The organism is Nocardia sp. NBC_01327, from assembly GCF_035958815.1.
Classification (GTDB): Bacteria; Actinomycetota; Actinomycetes; order Mycobacteriales; family Mycobacteriaceae; genus Nocardia.
The window spans coordinates 259,921-277,508 of sequence record NZ_CP108383.1 but is presented as its reverse complement, the minus strand read 5'-3'; the positions used below and the strand labels follow the sequence as shown (position 1 = coordinate 277,508).

19 protein-coding genes are annotated in these 17,588 nt (G+C 64.5%); 5 read left to right on the top strand and 14 right to left on the bottom strand.

The window, feature by feature from the left end:
• Positions 1–7: 7 nt before the first annotated feature.
• On the bottom strand, positions 8–352 hold the full coding sequence (locus tag OG326_RS01165) for a winged helix-turn-helix transcriptional regulator (protein ID WP_327142771.1): 345 nt from the start codon (positions 350–352) through the stop codon (positions 8–10).
• Between the two features lie 139 nt (positions 353–491).
• Here OG326_RS01165 and OG326_RS01160 point away from each other — a divergent pair, with 139 nt between their 5' ends.
• A complete protein-coding gene (locus OG326_RS01160) occupies positions 492–1,361 on the top strand; it encodes an NAD(P)-dependent oxidoreductase (RefSeq protein ID WP_327142770.1) in 870 nt (289 codons plus the stop codon).
• A 10-nt stretch (positions 1,362–1,371) separates the two neighbouring features.
• Here OG326_RS01160 and OG326_RS01155 read toward each other — a convergent pair whose 3' ends face one another.
• The 5 genes from OG326_RS01155 to OG326_RS01135 all read right to left on the bottom strand — a co-directional run bounded on the left by OG326_RS01155 (position 1,372) and on the right by OG326_RS01135 (position 4,618).
• A complete protein-coding gene (locus OG326_RS01155) occupies positions 1,372–1,608 on the bottom strand; it encodes a helix-turn-helix transcriptional regulator (protein WP_297622364.1) in 237 nt (78 codons plus the stop codon).
• Positions 1,598–2,449 carry an ABC transporter permease gene (locus tag OG326_RS01150; protein WP_327142769.1) on the bottom strand — a complete coding sequence of 284 codons (852 nt, stop codon included), beginning with the start codon at positions 2,447–2,449 and terminating at the stop codon, positions 1,598–1,600. Before OG326_RS01150 ends, OG326_RS01155 begins: the two co-directional genes overlap by 11 nt.
• Entirely contained in the window at positions 2,446–3,375 is a 930-nt protein-coding gene (locus OG326_RS01145) for an ABC transporter ATP-binding protein (RefSeq protein WP_327142768.1), read from the bottom strand. Before OG326_RS01145 ends, OG326_RS01150 begins: the two co-directional genes overlap by 4 nt.
• A 139-nt stretch (positions 3,376–3,514) precedes the next feature.
• Positions 3,515–3,955: a type II 3-dehydroquinate dehydratase gene (gene aroQ / locus OG326_RS01140; protein WP_327142767.1), complete on the bottom strand. Its 441-nt coding sequence runs from the start codon at positions 3,953–3,955 to the stop codon at positions 3,515–3,517.
• Between the two features lie 78 nt (positions 3,956–4,033).
• Positions 4,034–4,618: a hypothetical protein gene (locus OG326_RS01135; RefSeq protein ID WP_327142766.1), complete on the bottom strand. Its 585-nt coding sequence runs from the start codon at positions 4,616–4,618 to the stop codon at positions 4,034–4,036.
• A 338-nt stretch (positions 4,619–4,956) separates the two neighbouring features.
• Between OG326_RS01135 and OG326_RS01130 the strand changes: the two genes are divergently transcribed.
• A complete protein-coding gene (locus OG326_RS01130) occupies positions 4,957–6,633 on the top strand; it encodes an NTF2-like N-terminal transpeptidase domain-containing protein (protein WP_327142765.1) in 1,677 nt (558 codons plus the stop codon).
• A 16-nt stretch (positions 6,634–6,649) separates the two neighbouring features.
• Here the strand turns inward: OG326_RS01130 and OG326_RS01125 are convergent, their stop codons facing one another.
• The 7 genes from OG326_RS01125 to OG326_RS01095 all read right to left on the bottom strand — a co-directional run bounded on the left by OG326_RS01125 (position 6,650) and on the right by OG326_RS01095 (position 13,002).
• Positions 6,650–7,033, bottom strand: coding sequence for a DUF3054 domain-containing protein (locus tag OG326_RS01125; protein WP_327142764.1), 384 nt, complete (start codon positions 7,031–7,033; stop codon positions 6,650–6,652).
• A 77-nt stretch (positions 7,034–7,110) separates the two neighbouring features.
• Positions 7,111–8,247, bottom strand: a complete 1,137-nt coding sequence (locus OG326_RS01120) for a lysylphosphatidylglycerol synthase transmembrane domain-containing protein (RefSeq protein WP_327142763.1) — start codon at positions 8,245–8,247, stop codon at positions 7,111–7,113.
• A 4-nt stretch (positions 8,248–8,251) separates the two neighbouring features.
• A complete protein-coding gene (locus tag OG326_RS01115) occupies positions 8,252–9,811 on the bottom strand; it encodes an adenylate/guanylate cyclase domain-containing protein (RefSeq protein WP_442790895.1) in 1,560 nt (519 codons plus the stop codon).
• 502 nt (positions 9,812–10,313) lie between these two features.
• Complete coding sequence (locus OG326_RS01110) at positions 10,314–10,805, bottom strand: hypothetical protein (RefSeq protein ID WP_327142762.1); 492 nt, start codon at positions 10,803–10,805, stop codon at positions 10,314–10,316.
• A gap of 167 nt (positions 10,806–10,972) precedes the next feature.
• Positions 10,973–11,452: a hypothetical protein gene (locus OG326_RS01105; RefSeq protein ID WP_327142761.1), complete on the bottom strand. Its 480-nt coding sequence runs from the start codon at positions 11,450–11,452 to the stop codon at positions 10,973–10,975.
• A 414-nt stretch (positions 11,453–11,866) separates the two neighbouring features.
• Complete coding sequence (locus OG326_RS01100) at positions 11,867–12,580, bottom strand: hypothetical protein (RefSeq protein ID WP_327142760.1); 714 nt, start codon at positions 12,578–12,580, stop codon at positions 11,867–11,869.
• Between the two features lie 107 nt (positions 12,581–12,687).
• Positions 12,688–13,002, bottom strand: a complete 315-nt coding sequence (locus OG326_RS01095) for a hypothetical protein (protein ID WP_327142759.1) — start codon at positions 13,000–13,002, stop codon at positions 12,688–12,690.
• Positions 13,003–13,686: 684 nt separating this feature from the next.
• On the opposite strand from OG326_RS01095, the gene OG326_RS01090 reads away from it, so the two are divergent.
• The 3 genes from OG326_RS01090 (at position 13,687) to OG326_RS01080 (ending at position 16,687) form a co-directional block, all read left to right on the top strand.
• Positions 13,687–14,010: a transposase gene (locus OG326_RS01090; RefSeq protein WP_327141148.1), complete on the top strand. Its 324-nt coding sequence runs from the start codon at positions 13,687–13,689 to the stop codon at positions 14,008–14,010.
• Entirely contained in the window at positions 14,010–14,909 is a 900-nt protein-coding gene (locus OG326_RS01085; RefSeq protein ID WP_327141149.1) for an IS3 family transposase, read from the top strand. Before OG326_RS01090 ends, OG326_RS01085 begins: the two co-directional genes overlap by 1 nt.
• 1,328 nt (positions 14,910–16,237) lie before the next feature.
• On the top strand, positions 16,238–16,687 hold the full coding sequence (locus tag OG326_RS01080; protein WP_327142758.1) for a DUF4279 domain-containing protein: 450 nt from the start codon (positions 16,238–16,240) through the stop codon (positions 16,685–16,687).
• A gap of 187 nt (positions 16,688–16,874) precedes the next feature.
• Here OG326_RS01080 and OG326_RS01075 read toward each other — a convergent pair whose 3' ends face one another.
• The gene (locus tag OG326_RS01075; RefSeq protein ID WP_327142757.1) at positions 16,875–17,489 is read right to left on the bottom strand and encodes a hypothetical protein; all 615 of its coding nucleotides are present in this window, start codon (positions 17,487–17,489) and stop codon (positions 16,875–16,877) included.
• Between the last annotated feature and the right edge of the window lie 99 nt (positions 17,490–17,588).

Sequence of the window (17,588 nt, the reverse complement as noted above, 5' to 3'; positions counted from 1 at the left end):
GTTCGGATCAAGGGGCGGAGGCGAGGAGGCGGGTGCGGTTACGGTCGCCCCAGTGTTCGAGGGGGCGCAGGGCCTGGTTGAGGTCTTCGCCCAGGGGAGTGAGGGAGTACTCCACCCGGGGTGGGATTTCGGGGTAGATCTCGCGATGGACCACGCCGCTGGATTCCAGGTGGCGGAGGTTTTCGGTGAGGACCTTCTCGCTGACGCCGGTGAGCAGGCGGCGGATTTCGCCGAAGCGTTTCGGGCCGTCGCCCAGCACCCACATGAGATGCAGTTTCCATTTTCCGCCGACCACGTCGATGGCGACGGACATGCCGCACACGTCGTGATCCGCGTCACCACCGGCATTCATCGCGGACCTCCTGACCGTATTTCGAACCTGTAGGTAAGCAACCGCACGCGCAGGTGCGGTCTTCCCGAGGCTACCGATCGCGACCACCATCGAATCCGGCGCCGACACCATTCCAGCGACAATTCGAAGGGGACACACCATGTCTCAGCAGCCGCGTTCCGTCACCGTTCTCGGCCTGGGCCCGATGGGGCAGGCCATGGTCCGGGCCTTCCTGGAGGCCGGCGTCGAGGTCACCGTATGGAACCGCAGTGCCGAAAAGGCCGACGCCATGGCCGAACTCGGTGCGAAGCGGGCCGCGACCGTGGCGGAGGCCCTGGAGGCGAACGAGGTGGCGGTGCTCAGCCTCACCCACTACGCCGCCATGTACGACGTGCTCGGTCAGGCCGCGGAACACTTGGCGGGCAAGGTGATAGCCAATCTTTCCTCGGATTCGCCGGAGCAGACCCGCCGGGGTGCGGCCTGGGTGCGCGCGCACGGTGCGGAATTCCTGTCCGGCGGCGTCATGTCGGCGGGCGACAATATCGCGCATCCGGCGTCGTACATCTTCTACAGCGGTCCGCGCGAGGTCTTCGACGCGCACGCCGAGGTGCTGCGCCCGCTCAGTCCACAGGAGTATCTGGGTGTGGATGACGGTCTGGCACAGGTCTTCTACCAGGCATTGCTCACCATCTTCCATCCGTGGATGCTGGCTTTCGACCAGGCCATGGCGCTGATCGCGAACTCCGGCAACGAGATCGACCGCTTTCTGCCGTTCGCACTGCGCTCCAACGAGGCGTTTCCCTACTTCATGAGCGATTTCGCCGCAGCCGCGAAGGCCGGTGGCTGGGGTGATCGGGCCCAGTTGGCCATGATGGATGCCGGAGCGCAGCACGTGGTCGACGCCAGTGTGGAAGCGGGCGTGGATGCTTCGCTCTCCCGTGCCGCACAGGCGCTGTGGCGCAAGGCGATTGCCGCATCGGAGAGCGCGGGTGCGCCGGTACCGGTGTACGCGGTCATGCGCGGCGCCTGACGACAGCGGACTACGCCGTTTCGGAGCCGATGCGGGGGAAGGGGTCGGTGGAGAAGACCACCTCGACCGGGACCTCGAAGTACTGCGAAACCCGCAGTGCCAGATGCAGGCTGGGGCTGTATTCGCCGCGTTCGAGGTAGCCGATGGTCTGGTAGTGCACGCCGAGCGCCTCCGCCAGCTCCCGCCGGGAGATGCCGCGCTCGGCGCGCAGCATCGCGATCCGATTGAAAATGACCTCAGTAGGCACGCGCCATGGCCTTCTCGCGCCGGGCCGCCACGCTCGACCCGGATTCCCGCCGTGCCATGCGGCGCAGCACGACCGGTGCCAGCAGTAGTCCGGCAATCGACCAGACACCCAGTACCGCAACGGTTTCCAGGTGCCGCCAGGAGTGGCCGAGCTCCACCGCCACCGCACTGTCCGGCAGCAGGGCCGAGCGCATGCCCAGACCCAGCCAGTAGATCGGGAAGATCTGACCCACGCCCTGCAGCCAGCCGGGCAGGGCCGTCATCGGGTAGAAGATTCCGGAGATCGCCACCAGACCCATAATGGGGAACGAGAGGAAACCGATGGCGCGCGGGCTCTCGAAGATCGATCCGAGCACGGCGCCGATCGGCAGCACGGCCAGCAGGCCCAGCACCAGCACCCAGATCAGGGTCATCCAGGAGCCGGCGGTGTCCAGCCGCACGCCGCCGATGATGAACGCGCCCACCGCCAGCACCATGATCAGCTGAGAGAGCACGATTCCGGACACCATGACGATCTTGCCGATCAGATAGCCGACCATGCCGTTCGGAGTCGCCTTGGCGCGCAAAAGCGTGCCGTCCTCGCGGTCCGTGGTCAGGCCCTGGCAGATGCCGAACATGCCGTTGAAGGCGATCAGCATGCCCAGCACGCCCGGCAGCGCCAGCGCACCCAGCTTCAGCCCGCTGGCCGCGAAGCTGCCATTGCGCATGAGGTACAGCGCGACCAAAGTCATGACGGGCCAGAAGAATTGGATGAACAGGTCCTGGCCGCTGGTCAGCGTCTGCCGCAGCTCGATCCAGCCGCGCCGGAACCCGGCCTTGACCGCGATGCCGAGGGGATTCATCGGACTACCTCCTCCAGAGTGTGCACATCGTTCTCCTCCTGGCCGGACTCGAAGCGCTGCACCAGCGTCATATACGTGTCCTCGAGGGAGGCGCGCCGCACCTCCAGCTCCTCGATCTCCGCACCGTGCTGCTGGAACAGCTCGTAGACGAACTTGGTGGACTCGGTCGTGGTGTGCACGAACCGCTGACCGTCCCGCGTCCACTTCACCTCGGCCTCACCGGCAATGCGCCGGGACAGCTGATCGGCCGACCCGTCGGCGATGATCCGCCCGCCCGCCAGCACCAGAATGCGGTCGGCCAGTTTCTCCGCCTCGTCCAGATCGTGGGTGGTGAGCAGGACGGTGGTGTGCTCGTCATCGGCGAGCCGGTGCACCAGATCGTGGAATTCGCGCCGGGCCTGTGGATCGAAGCCGGCGGTCGGCTCGTCCAGGAACAGCAGTTCCGGCCGCCCGACAATGCCGATGGCCACATCGAGCCGCCGGCGTTGCCCGCCCGACAGCGTCATGACCTTCGCATCGGCATGTGCGGTGAGACCGACCGCCGCGATGAGTTCATCGGTGTCCCATGGCCGGCGAATGCTGCCGGTGGAGTAGGGCGCGTAGAACATGCCCAGGTAGTCCAGTAGTTCGCGGATCCGCCACTTACCGTGATCGCGCCAGGACTGCAGCACCACCCCGATCCGTGCGCGCCAGGCTTCGTCCCCGTGCGCGGGGTCGGCGCCGAGCACCGAGACTCGCCCCGCCGAGCGCATGCGGAAGCCCTCGAGAATCTCGATGGTCGTGGTCTTGCCCGCCCCGTTCGGGCCGAGCAGCACCAGCACCTCGCCCGCATGTGCCTGAAAAGTGACGTCGTGCAGCACATCTCGCGTGCCGTATCGCATGCGCAGCTGTTCGACGTCCAAAACAACATCTTCGCCGACGGTCATACCATCCTCCGTAGTAGAAGCCGGATGATATGTAGCATACCTACTACATCTCGTGATGCGGAAGCGATATTCGGCCGCCCGAAAAAGGCAGAAAAAAAGACCCGGCTCGAGGTGAGCCGGGCCTGATCAGCGGGTGGTGTCAGCGGGTCGCGAGGAACTCGATCGCCGCCGCGTAACCCTGGATCCCCATGCCCGCGATGACCGCGGTGGCGATGGGGGAGACGAACGAATGGTGCCGGAACTCTTCGCGCGCATGCACATTGCTGATGTGCACCTCCACGATCGGCACCTCCGGAATCACCAGTGCGTCGCGCAGCGCCACCGAGGTGTGCGTGAAGCCGCCCGGATTGATGACGATCCCGGATTCGACGCCGCGCGCCGCATGGATCCGGTCGATCAGCGCGCCTTCATGATTGGACTGGAACGCCTCGACCTCGCGGCCGAATCGCGCCGCCGTCTTACGGCACAGCTCGATCACATCGTCGAGGGTGTCGGACCCGTAGACCTCGGGCTGTCGGGTGCCGAGCATGTTCAGGTTCGGACCGTTGAGCACCAGGATCGGACCGGCGGAGGCAGCCATGCGCTCACTGTATCGGCTGACCCGCCGGTGGCCCGGGTTCAGGCCCCTCGCCGTGGACCCGAGCCGCGGGCGCGGGTTTCAGAGCCCGCGCGGTCCTTCGGAGCGCAGGTCGTCGACCTTGCGCATGGCGCCGCGCAGTTCGTCGAGCCACTCCTCGGCGTGCTTGCCCGCGAGTTTCACGGTCCAGGCGAGCGCGTCGGAGCGGGAGCGGGCGACACCCGCGTCGATGAGGGTGTCGAGAACCTTGCGCTCGGGCTGGCGGAGCCGGGTCATGACCGGAACTGCCAGGTGGGTGAACAGGATTCGATCGTCGCCGGCCGTGACGCCCCAGGCGACATTGCGGCCGTAGCGGGCCTGAGCCTCCTGGGCGATCTGCATGCGGGCCGCACGGGTGGATTCCCGGAAGCGGGAAACCAGGCCCTCGCGGGTGGCCTGCGGCACGTCGGCCGCATCCTCACCTTCGGCGGATTCGGGAGTGGGCAGGGGAAGTTCGCCGACTACGACGATTTCGTCGCGGTCGATCTCGAGGGTCGGGGGTCCGGTGAACCAGTCGGCTGGCAATCGTCCAGCGAACCAATCGGAAGCGTCTGCGGCGTCGGGCAGGTCGGCTTGCTGCCAGCCTCCGGGGCGTCCGAACTCACGTCCACGATGTCCGTGTCTCATGGCGGTCACTCTCACTTGCTGTGTCGAGTTGTAATTCTGATTACAACGTTACGTTCATTCCGGGCGATTGGATTCCGCTCTCCGAGAACGGGGTTGGTGCGGGTGATCTCGACGGTTGCGCAAGCACGCCATGGGGTACGTACTGAGTGGTTCGCGGAGGCGTGAATACGCCAGGTCCGTAACCGACCGGTGATCATGTAACTGGTCCTTGTGGGCCGAAATCGGCACTATGGTGGATCTCGGTACATACACGCCTGGTGGAAAGGTGGCACCGCGAGTGATTTGAACGCGGTACCGTGGTCCTGTTGCTGATGTGGCAAGAGTGAAGAGTGGGCGATATGGATGTGTGGGGATCCCGCCGCTTCCGGATCCGTGGCGCGATCGTGCTCGCGGGGGTGCTCGCCCTCGCGATTGCGATGGGGTCGTGTGCTTTCCGGGAGCGAGCGACCGGTGCGGAGGCTGTTGTCGAGCGATTCTCCAGCTTGCTCGATAAACAGAACTATGAGGACGCGGCAGAGCTGACGTCCTACCCGAATGGTGCGTCCGCAACGTTGAAGCAAGTCTTCAGCGGGCTGAACCCGGGCAAACCCGACTACCAGGTGACCCAGTTCATCGGCCTCGACGGCAATACCGGTCTGTTCAGCATGAGTGCGGCCTGGAACTTCGGGGACAATAAGAACTGGAAGTACGACCTGCAGGGCACCGTGCGCAAACTCAGTGTGGGCTGGCGCATCTCATGGGATCCGGCGCTGATCATCCCGCAGCTGGACAGCAAACGCACCGTGAAGCTGGTTCGCACGTATGCCACGCCGGCCCCGCACGTCAATGACATCGTCGGTGCGCCGCTCATGACCGAGCAGACCATCAATGTCGTCAAACTCGACCCCACCAAAACCGGCGATCCGGTCGCCTCCAGCAATGCGCTGGCCGATGCCATCGCCCCGGTCGCGCCGCTCATCACCGGACCGTCACTGCTGCAACAGCTGTCGGCCTCGCAGGGTAAACCCGTGGTCGCGGTGAACCTGCGCGACGGCGACTTCGCCATCCTGCAACCGAAGATGGCGGCCATCCCCGGCGTGGTCATGGAGCAGCAACCCCGGCTCATCTCCGCCGACCGCCGAGTGTGGTCGCCGATGCTCGACTCGCTGAACAAGGTGTGGCAGAACAATAACGATCAGCGCTCAGGTTGGGGTGTACAACTCTTCGAACCGGACGGCACCTTCGTCACCCAGCTCGCCGGCGAACAGGGCCCGCCCGGACCGGATATCCCCGGCACCATGGACCAGCATCTGCAGCGCGCGGCCGAGGACGCGGTGGTGAGTGTCGGCACGCCCGCCTCCATCGTGGCCATCCAGCCCTCCAGTGGGGCGATCGTCGCCGCCGCGCAGAACAGCCAGGCCAGTGAGCACGGTTCGGTGGCCTTCACCGGGCTGTATCCGGTCGGCGGCATGATCGAGCTGTTCAAGAACATGGCCGCCATCACCAAGAAGAAAGCGCCGCAGGACGTCTCGGTCGGCGATGCGGCCGATGCGGCGAGCATGCTCGGCGTCGGAATCGACTTCAAGATCCCCGGACTGGACGAGACCACCGGCCGCCTGCCCACCGGCAAGAACGCGGCCGAACAGGTCGGCCGCGGCAATGCCGCCGACTCACTGCTGGCCAGCCCCTGGGGTATGGCCATCGCGGCGGCCGCCATCGCCAATGGCCAGGTGCCCAAGCCGATGATCCAGATCGGCGTCCCGGCCACCACCGAAGCCGATCTGCCCGCTCTCCCCGGTGATGTCACCAATCGCCTGCGCGGCATGCTCCGCGACGGCACGGCGGCTCCGGAATTGGCCAGCCTCAATCGCTATCAGGGCGTGCAGGCGTTCGCCGCTCCGGCGGGCACCAATGGCTGGCTCATCGCGACCATGGGCGATCTCGCCTTCGCCATTCACATCGACGATGTGGACAGCGGGGACACCACCGCGCGCATGGCGGCGCGACTGCTGCAGTCGCTGGCGGCCCCGGACTAGTCCCGACTGTTCGGGACTAGTTCCAGCGCAGCGCTTTCACACCGGCCCGCCAGCCGAGCAGGAACAGCGCGAGCGCGGTCGCGGCGACCAGGACGAAGCTGAACGCGATGCCCTGGCCGCTCACCACGCGCAGCAGCATGCCGCCAACCAGGGTGCTCAGCCAGATGATGACGCCGGTCGGCCATACCGGCCGGCCGTCGAAACGCTTTGCCGCGCTGGCTCCTTCACCCCCGGCGGCGACCGCGATGGCGATCACCCAGCCCAGTAGCAGGCCGGTGGCGAAAGGCCATACCGTGCGGGCCATTCCGGCGAGCACCGGCTCATCGTGATTGTGCCGGCCGATTGCGCAGAACACGATCACCAGTACGGCATCTGCGACGAACGGCGCGAGTTTCTTCACGGGCCACAGGTTATCGGGCGTCCTACATCCCACTGCGAGGGACACTCGTCTCACCGCGGGAGGGCGTCTGCCGAAGGTCAGGAATCCTCGCCGGGCGGGGCATTGGGCCGGCGCGGTTCGGCGATCAGGGGGGTGCCGCGCTCCTCGAATTCCTTCTCGTACGCCGCGTCGTCGTCATGCGGCTTGCGGAAGAGGAAGAGGAAGACGATCCAGCCGATGATCGCCACCAGGATGAAGCTGATCAGGCGATAGAGGAAGGCCGCGGCCACGGCCTGGGCGGCGGGCAGACCGGCGGCCGCCGTCAGCGAGTAGATCAGGGTGGCGTCCACATAGACGATGCCGCCCGGGGCGAAGGGGATGGTGCCCACCGCTTTTCCGGCCGCGAAGGCCAGCATGAGCCCGGCCAGGCGGGGGTCCGCGCCCACCGCGTAGCAGGCGAAACCGAGGCAGGCGACGTCGGCGAGCCGGTGCACCAGCGCCCACAGCACCACCCAGGCGCCGTCCTTGCGGCCCAGATCCACCGACTCCAGCTGGTTCAGGACCTCACCGATCTTCTCGGCGCCGGCCTCCGCGGGTCTATGTCGAATCCTGTTGACCAGCCGCAGAATTCGATGCAATACCGCTTCGATGGTGCCGGGGTGGCGGGCCACGTAGTTCAGGGCCCACACCAGCAGCGCCACCGCGCCCAGCGAGAAGATCACCTTGGCGGGTCCGACCCGGTCCCCGGCCAGCACCGCGCCGAACAGACCCAGCAGCGTCAGGCCCGCGGCCGCCACCACTCCCGACATGACCAGCTGCCAGGACGCCACAATCGGACTCGCGCCCCAGCGCCGCATCTGCCGGTAGGTGAAGGCGGTCGAGAAGACCTGCCCGGCAGGCAGTGTCAGCGACATACCGGTGGAGCCGTACACCACCGACACCGACTTGCGGTGACTGACCTCCACGCCCCCGGCATGCAGCAGCTGCTTCTGGATGGCGCCGAACCCACTCATGGAAATCGCCTGCATCGCGATGCAGGCGGCGACCCATCCCCAATGGATTTCGGTGAGGTTCTTCCAGGATTCGTGCAGGCGGGGATATAGATAAAAGCCTTCTGAAATCAACAGACTCAGCAGCGCGGCCCCGAGCACCCATTTGGCCCACCAGAACCTGCCGCGGCGCGAGTTCTCCGCGGGCGGCGCAGGTTCGCCGGCCAGCTCACCATGGGCCGTCACATGCTCACCCTAACGAACTGGCTACCGCCTCGTCTGCATCCATCGGGTCGGTACTTTCCTTGGGCCAGGCCAACCGGGTTTTCCGCCGGCGGCCACGCAGTTGGACCTCTTCGCCCGTTTCCCAATGCCGCTGTTCGTTCTCGTCGGCGAAATACAGCGCACTGGAGGAGGTCAGGACGCGACCCGGGCGATCCTTCGCGAGTTCGGTGAGGCGGGAGGCCTCGTTCACCGGATCACCGATCACGGTGTACTCGAAACGATTTGCGCCACCGATATTTCCCGCGACTGCCAAGCCTGCCGAAACGCCCATGCCGATATCCAATCCGGGCACCTCGCGCAGGGCTTCCCGCAGCTCACGGGCCGCGGCGAGGGCCGCGGTCGGGGCATCCGGGCGGTCCAGCGGCGCACCGAAAATAGCCAGCGCGGCATCACCCATGAATTTATTGATCAAACCGTGGTGGCGGTCGATCACATCCACCACGACACGGAAGAACTCGTTGAGCAGGCTGACCACTTCGGTCGGCGGGCGTTCCGCCGCGGTGGCGGTGGAACCGACCATATCGACGAACAGCACCGCCACGAATCGGGTTTCACCACCGAGTTCGGTGCCGTACTCCAGTGCCCGCCGCGCCACATCCTCACCGACATGCCGGCCGAACAATTCCTGAAGTTCCCGACGCTTTGCGGCCTCACCCATCATTCGGTTGAAGCCAACCTGCAGCAGTCCGATTTCGGAACCGTCGAACACTTCCACCTGCACATCCCGCGCGCCTTCCTGCACGCGATCGATGGCCTGGCTGAGCTGCCGAATCGGATCGGAAATACTGGCCGCGGTAAGCATGGAAAGGGCCAGCGCCTGCATGATCACCACACCGCACAGCAGCAGAATGGATACCGCCAGCGACTGCGCGGAGAACTGCACGCGCGAGGAGATCTGGGTGACGCACAGCAGCACGATGGCGATCACCGGGGCGAAAGTGCCCATGCCCCAGGTCATGGCCATACGGGTGCCGACACCGGCGGTCAGGGTGTGATCGAACGCGCCGACGGTCAGCGCCTCGGCGGCGACCGGGCGCAGAATCCGCTCGCCCAGCATGTAGGTGAAGCCGAAAACGATGGTGGCGGCCATACATTCGGTGACGATGACCGCGGCCGCCAGCTCCGGGGCCCGCACGATGATCAGCGATGCCAGCACCGCGCCGCCCACCAGCCACAGCACCAGATGCACGATGGACTGCCGCAGCGGTGCGTGCAGCGCCGCCATCTGCTCCTGACGGCTCGGCGGCCCGCCGCGCACCTGCCAGCGCATCACCGGCCGCAACATGAGCGCCGAAGCGGTCAAACTCAGCAGCCCGCCGACGAGAAACACGAGCGCGGGCAGCAGGAACCCCGTCTGCCGGGTCGCATTCGACCCCCGCTCCGGCACGGGCAGCCCGTACTGGATGAACGCCCACACCAGGACAGCACCGAACGCGTTGGCCGCGAGCATCGATGCGAGGTACAGCGGCCAGCGTGTTCTCATGGTCTGTTTGACCGCTTCCAAAGGCGCGCCTGACACGATCATCAATCTAGCTTCCCCGCCGATCAGGGGCTTCATTGCATGTAGGCATGCGGGTGAGGGCCGGTTCTGGTCCTCTTCCCGAAGGGGCGCCTCCTTGTTGCTGGCAAATCTGGCTCAGGGTTTCGTTTTCCGGCGGCGCGGTTTCGATGACGGTGCGGGCTCGGTTTCGTGTGACGGATGTCCACGGCCGGTTGATCTTCGGAGGTGCCCGGTGCTGGCCGGTTCGAACCGCGCGTCACGCGGCAATAGCGGATGGCTCGAGACTTCAGACGTGCACTCGCGCCTAGCCTTCGACTTGGTCCGGCACAATTACGCGGGTGAGCTGTCGACCTTGAAATTTGTCTTCCGCGGGTACCTCAACAATCACGGCCCCACCGTCGACGACCTCGACGCGATTGACGCTATGACCATGTTCCATGCCCATCACCGCGTGAAGATGTCGACCTTAACTGTCTCTCCCCAGGATGAAGGCCGCCGCTGCGCGGACCTCATCCTGGGGATCGGCCTACTCGGTCAGTACCGGCGGTTGGCCGAACAACCGGACCCAATGGTTGCCTGCTTCGTCGTCGAACTTGATATCGGCCTGCACTTGGCCCTGGCCTGCAGCGAAGTACACCACGGCGGTGGATTGACCCGCTGGCAGGACCGTCGGGAAGGTGTCGTTCATTGCCTGCATGTGCTGCCTCAATGTGGGCATGGCGAGGTTGAGGATGTCCGGAATCATCGAGCTGCTGTCGACGAGCCCCATGAGGTTGATGTCATTCGGCATGAACAGCGAGGCCAGCGGTGATCTCCTTGCTTGGTCCTCGACCGCCCCGATACCGCCGCGCATGGCTTGCCCCATCAGGTCCCGTGTGAGCTGCTCGATGGATATCCGTCCCTTCGCGGGGACGCACTCGTCCTCAGTCGGCTGACCGACTTGGTCGGTGACGTACACGTTCACGCTGAGATCGGTGATCGGGCCTTTGGAGCCGTTGTGAACCTTGATCGTCCACATGTTTTCGCCGATCGGGAGCGCTTCGACGGAGGTGGTGACGGCGCGGACGTTCCCGGAGTTTCCGCCCTCACCTACGGGCGTACCGACGTTGATGATGTAATCCCGCCCGACCGAGGTGTTGCGGTTGGAGGCGGTGAAGCTCTGCTGCGCGGCGGCAGTGAAGCCGGTTACCGCCGCGCCTGGGGAGGGTGGGGAGGCTCCCCGGCGCTGGCCCGCACGTTGCTGATCGTGAACGAACCGCCGGTGGAGACGTCAGTAGCGGTGACACCGCTGCCCCCCTGTACAGCCACGTCGATGACTTCGATATCGCCGCCGACGTCGACACGGTTCAGCTCGATGCCAACGATCTGTGCAGCTTGTGGTGCCTCATCGATGACCAAGTTCAGAAGTTCTTGGGCGGCGGCGACGAGCTGTTCGTCTTCGCCGGCACCGACCTTGGTGAGCTGTTTGGCCAGCAGTTGGCGGCGCAGGTCCTCTTCCGGTTCGGACTCGACGCTGAGAACCTCAGCGTCGACGACCCCGTAGTCGTTGGAGATTCGTCGCTTCAACGCGGCGTAGGCGTCCGTGATAGCTTGCTTGACCACATCCCCTGTACCGGCGGCAGCACCAGTTGCTACTGCGGCCACAATCAACGTAATCGGGTCCAATGAGGGACCTCCTATCAGTGCAATACCAGACGCCCGAACGGGCGACATTCGCACAATGTAACTCAACCCGCCGACATCAGCCTTTGAATTGCCATGGGGTAACTAGCTCCCGACTATCGGCTGCCCCGATCGACAACGGACTCTCTGGATGTCCCCAGCGGGTCTCAGCGCGGCACCGACGCTTTGCCCTCAACTACCGGTCATCCGATCAACCGGGACCGTGGTCACGGGCACTGGCCGTCACCGCGACCTGCGCCGAAAGAATCGGGGCGCATTCGGATTCGATAGCGAGGAGTACGACGACAAGAGATTGTAGGCCGATAGCGGACCAGGACCCGCCGATCTCCGAACAGGGAGATCAGCGGGTCCTGCCATGTACTGCCGAGTCACTTTCAGGGTAGCGACTAGGTGTGGTCAGCCCTCTTCCCCGAAGGTGATCTCTACGGCAGACGCCGTGATCGCCTCCGACCACGTGTACTCCCACCTCGCTTTGTCGTCTATCGCTCGCCAGCCGTCAGCGAGGTTTCCCACACCGTAGTCGAGGGTTGCGGCGTGCCCGAGCACCTCCAAGATGTCCGGTGCCGTGCTCGGCAATCCTTTTTGCCTGTCGCGGTATCCACGCTGGCGGCACTCCGGTCGGCAGAACTTAGAACGGCGACCGCGACTTTGCTCACGCAACGGGCATTCGCAGGTACGTGCTGCGCAGAGTCTCATATCCGCGGTCACCTCGGCCACACGGCCGTGCTTGGGGCACTTGAGCAGTCGCGCACCCCGGCTCGCCGCTGCACGCTCCCGGATCCCCATGGACAGTTCCCTCAGCCACTGGTCATACATCTCTTTCAGTTGTGGCTGGTCGTGGACCTTGGACCAGATCCTGCCTTCGCGAGAATTCATCTCGTACGGCTTCACTGCTCTCTTGTCTGCGGAGGATCCTGCGGCGTCTTCTGCGTATCGGGCCATGATGAACATCGCGGCGACGAAGGTGCCCAACGTGTCGCTCGGGTTCACCCCGCAGGGGTCGTTGACGAGTTCTTCGGCGACCTCGGTCATCGCTACCGGGAACATGTCGCACATCCCATGGACCATCTCGGTGATCGCGGTCGCTTGGTCCTGGGTCAGCAACCGCATACCGATATAGGCGGACAACCTCTGCTGGACTGCGGCCAGAGTCCCTTCAACCGAGACCCGGTCGGTGGCATGTCGTTCAGTTGGGCGGGATGAAGAGCGTCGACGAGTCACTGCTCTTCCTGCTCACTATCGGATTCGTTCAGGTCGGGGCTCGTCTCACTGTCGACGGGAGTTGTTTCGCTCTCGTCATGCTCGCTCTCGCCCTGAGGAAGTATGGCCCGTCGGTGGGGAAGCCAGTGCGGCCATCGGTCGAAAAGCGTTGTGGCTGTGCAGAACACCTGCGGAACATCCTCGGGGCGCGCACGGAACAACGCGAGGGCGAAGGCAACCAAGACCGCGATGGCGAGCACCAGTAGCGGCAGCTGAAGCCAGAACACCAGCCAACTGCCACCCTCGGCGAGGGCACTCCATACTCCGGACAACGTCAATCTCCTTTGAACGCAAAAAGCCCCCGGCGCGGGTGCGCAACCGGGGGCTTGGGCGGAACGAAAAAGCCCCGACCGATTGGTCGGGGCTCGCGATAGGCACACAGGTGCCGTTCGTGATGGTCAGTCTAGCAAGAACTTTCAGGTTCGCAAGCACCAAAAGTTGAGGTCAGCCAGGCATACGCGCGGTCTGACTTTTCGTAACGAAGGACAAAAGGAAGAGCTCTAGAGAACAGTCCGGCGTGCTGGACGGGTCAGCGTGGGCTACGCCGTGCCCGCAGTCGGTGGGCGGCTGCATCGAGTAGTGCCGCTCCCGAGTCATGGCCTGCGCACGGTGTTCCGTGGCAGAGGGTCTTCGTGGGTTGGAGTGCGTTCAGTGGGTCGTTGGTCTGCGGGCGTCTGACCTGTCCACGGTTGGTGTGGGTGGGGTGATGCCAGATTGCGTGGAAGTCGTTTATGCCGCAGTGCATTTGCAGTTGCTGCGACAGGTGACGGCGATGGCCATTCTGTGCAACCTGTACGGGGGTAAGCGCTCAAATCATGCCGAAGCCGCGCTCATCGGCTACAGCTCACTTGATTCGGCTAGAGCCAGTTTCTTAGACGGGTATGGCAACTGAGGCTCCCCCCGATCGGTGGACACCTGATTAGCAGGACGACAAGTCCTGTTGAAAGGATGTCCCTATGCCTCCTCGCAAGCGTCGGTCGTTCACGACCGAGTACAAAGTCGAGGCCGCGCACCGGGTAATCGACACCGGGCGCACGATCGCCGAAGTCGCCCGCGAGCTCGGAGTGGGTGAGCCAGTGCTGGGCGGCTGGGTCAAAGACGAACGCCGCCGCCTGGCGGCCGCCGAGGTCCATGGCGAGGCGCCGTTGAGCCCTGCTGAGCGAGCCGAGTTGCTCGCTTTGCGCAGGCGAGTCTCGGAGCAGGACAAGGACATTGCGTTCCTGAAAAAAGCTTCGGCGTACTTCGCGGCGATGCAGCAGAACCGGCCCGGTTCGAGCTGATGGCCGCGGAGTGCGCCGCCCCGCAGATCACCGGCGCTCGGACCGATATCACCCGCATGGCACGCCTGTTGAGCGTATCGACCTCGGGTTTCTATGCCTGGTGCCAACGCGCGGCGGCCACCGTCCTGACTGATCGGCAGCAACGCCGCGCTGATCTGACGGTGAAAATCCAAGTCGTTCACACCGATTCCGACGGCACCTATGGTGCGCCGCGCATCACCGCTGAGCTGCGTGAGCAGGGTGATCGGGTGTCGGAGAAGACGGTCGCGGCGATCATGGCCGAGATCGGATTGGCCGGGATCAGCCCGCGCACCTTCAAAATCCGCACCACCATCACCGATCCCGCCGCGTCGTTCCCGCCGGATCTGGTGGATCGCGACTTCGACCGGGGCCGCCTCGATGCGGTGTGGACCTCGGATATCACGTATCTGACCTGCGGTGAAGGCGACATGTACTTGTGCGCGATCCGCGATGAGCACTCCAGAAAGGTGCTCGGCTGGACAGTGGCCGAGCACATGCGCACCGAAATGGTCACCGACGCTGTCGAATTGGCTGTCGCCACTCGCGGCGGTTCGTGTGCGGGCACGATTCTTCACTCGGACAGGGGCGCCCAATACACGGCGGGCGCCATGGCCGCCGTTTGCTCGCGTCACGGGCTGCGCAGGTCGATGGGTGCGACCGGAATATGCTGGGACAACGCCGGCGCGGAGAGCCTGTGGTCGACGTTCAAGCACGAGTACTACTACCGGCACACTTTCACCACGAAGTCGGAACTCGTTGCTGCAGTTGACAAATGGATGAATCGGTACAACACTCGGCGACGCCATTCCGCGATCGGAATGCTCAGCCCCGACCGCTATGAGCGGTCACTCCACGCGGCCGATTCCTCGGCCGCATAGAACCCCCGTCCACCATTTGGGGGGAACCTCAAACCCCGGTCGAGCCCCGCCGCTGGCGGCTGGCTGAGAGCAGCTGTTTACGGCCAGATGTTCCTCCGATAACTGGCTGCTGGCTGCCAGTGGGAAGTTTATTGGCGGCTGACGCCCGTTGAACCGTGGATTTTCGCCCGCTGACCTGGTGGAATCGCAAATGTAGGAACTATGGTTGTAATTGCTTCCAAAGGCGCGCCTGACACGATCATTAATCTAGCTTCCCCGCCGATCAGGGGCTTCATTGCATTGTAGGTATGCGGGTGAGGGCCGGTTCTGGTCCTCTTCTCGGACTGGCGTTCCTTGTTGCCGGCAGAACTGGCTCAGGGTTTCGTTTTCCGGCGGTGCGGTTTCGATGACGGTGCGGGCTCGGTTTCGTGTGCCGGATGTTCACGGCCGGTTGATCTTCGGAGGTGCCCGTGCTGGCCGGTTCGAACCGCGCGCCACGCGGCAGTTCAGCATTGAGAAGACCGGGCTCCGGTAGTAATCGCCAAGTTTCGGTGTCCATCCTCGCTTAGCATCGAGATCATGACTAGCAAGGAAATATCGTGCAACATTGGACCTGGAGAAGAGCCTTATTGGGTCTTTCAGAGCCGTGGTGCGGAAGCGCAAGTACTCGCCATGGACCTCGGGTACTGCTGGTCCGCGGTGAAGGGTGCGGCATTCCTGCCAAAAGTCGGCGGCCTCCACGCCTGCGATATTCCAGGAGCGGAACGTGAGTGGGTGGAGGGTATCGCTGACCCGATAAAGGCCAGCGATGCTGGTTACTGCTGGGACATGGGATCCAGGCCCGCCTGGGGCGGATCGCTGACGGGTCTCATCGCAACCCCCCGCCCGTCGCTTGCTAGCGGACGACCAGGCGGTGATTGCCAGCCACCCTCCGCGATCGAGGATCAGAAGCGAAAACACGCGCCGGGCAGGGGTTTACGGACACCTTCTAATGGGGTCATGTGAGTCTGTAGCCCCAACAGATTGAAGTGCGCCGTAACTCACGCGGAAATGAAATGGAAGTAGGTGGCGGACATCGGACGCTGATGTCCGCCTCCATCGCGCTGAGGGTGGCGCCCAGTCGAGCCGGTACGCGAATCATCGGAAATCGGCAATATGGTGCGTTCAGCCTGCCTGGGTTGGCCACGGCCACTTGATCTTCCGGTGCCCGCGCTGGCCGGTTCGCAACGCGCGGGTCGCGGCAGTTGAGTGCGTTCGACGGCCGAACGAACACCCGAGCTCGAGAGTCCCCCTTTGGCAGCCTGATAAATGGGTTCGCGTAGTTCAGGCCCGTCTGCGATGGTGAGGCCGTGTCAGAGGAACTACAGGTGCAGCCACAGTCAGACGACAGAAAATGGTCGGCAGGGTCGGTTCGCCTGGCGAGTCTGACTGTTACCGCGAGCGAGATCTCGGCGCGCCTGGGGATCGTGGCTGACAAACAGTTCGAACAAGGCAGCCTGGTGAGTCCCCGTCATCCGGACGGTGCTCGACGCAAGAACAGTCTCTGGCTCCGGCGCAGCGGGCTGCCCAACGACAGCGATCTCGCCGACCACGTCCAGACGCTGGTCGACATGTTGGACGGATGTCGCGAGGAGCTGGCCGGCCTGTCCGCCGATTGCGAAATGGAGTTGTTCCTCGGCTTCGGCAGCGAGAACGGTCAGGGTGGCTGCGCGCTGCCCGCTGACTTGCTTGCCGATGTCGCCGCCTTGGGGCTCGACATCGTGCTCGACCTGTATCCACCAGGGCCGCCCGAAGATTGATGAGGCAGGTGCTCAAATCGCGGCTTGCCCATGCCGCTCCGGGCCCGCCCGGGTCGCGGCGGATTAGTGTGTTTGGTGTAATCCCGGCGAGTTCTGCCAAACGAAGGGCGTCACCCCTGACGGAGACGGGATACTCAGATCACCGTGCTGAAGCCGCCCTGGGTATGGCCGTTGACCATGTTCGGGTTCACTGCCACAGCTGCTTCGACCAGTCACCCCGAGGGAGATAACCGCGGCCATCGCCGATCTGCTTCATCCCACCGGGAACAACGTCCTCATGGTACGGATACTGTTCGGTCACCGCGGCCAGCACGAACTCCAGGAAGCCGCCCTCGAACAGGTCCCACTCCCGCATCGAGTCGAACTTGGCGGCGACCGGCCACCGGTCCGGATCCGGGTCGCGCATCAGCCAGAAGAAGTGGTCGGAGTTGAAGTTGTTGCCCCACTTCAAAAGCCCGCCCTCGGCCGGGAACAGCGGATACGGGCACTCGTCGTAGTCCCCGCCTTGGTAGGCCTGAGCCAGCATGGCGCAGTATCCGTAGGGATCCGTGGTGGCGTACAGGAATCCGTCGAAACCCGGCGGCTCCCCGATCTGGGGACTGGGCGCTGCTGATGGTGCGTAGATGTGCAGCTCGTCGCTGATGCTCACCATCCCGTACCGGTCGACAAACGCCCGGTAGTCCGCCGGCAGCTGGAAACCGATCGTCTCGGGCCCGAGCTCCCACGGAACCGGAACCACCCCGCCCGCGGGCGGCGGCCCGATCACCGAGCCGAGTCGGTCCAGCATTTCCTCGATGTCCATGTCCGCTCCCATCAGCGGCCCATTCTCGCTGAAGGCCATCCATTTCCCAGAGTTGGAAACCCCGGGGTCCGGTCCCCCGCATGGCCTGATGGTCGCTGG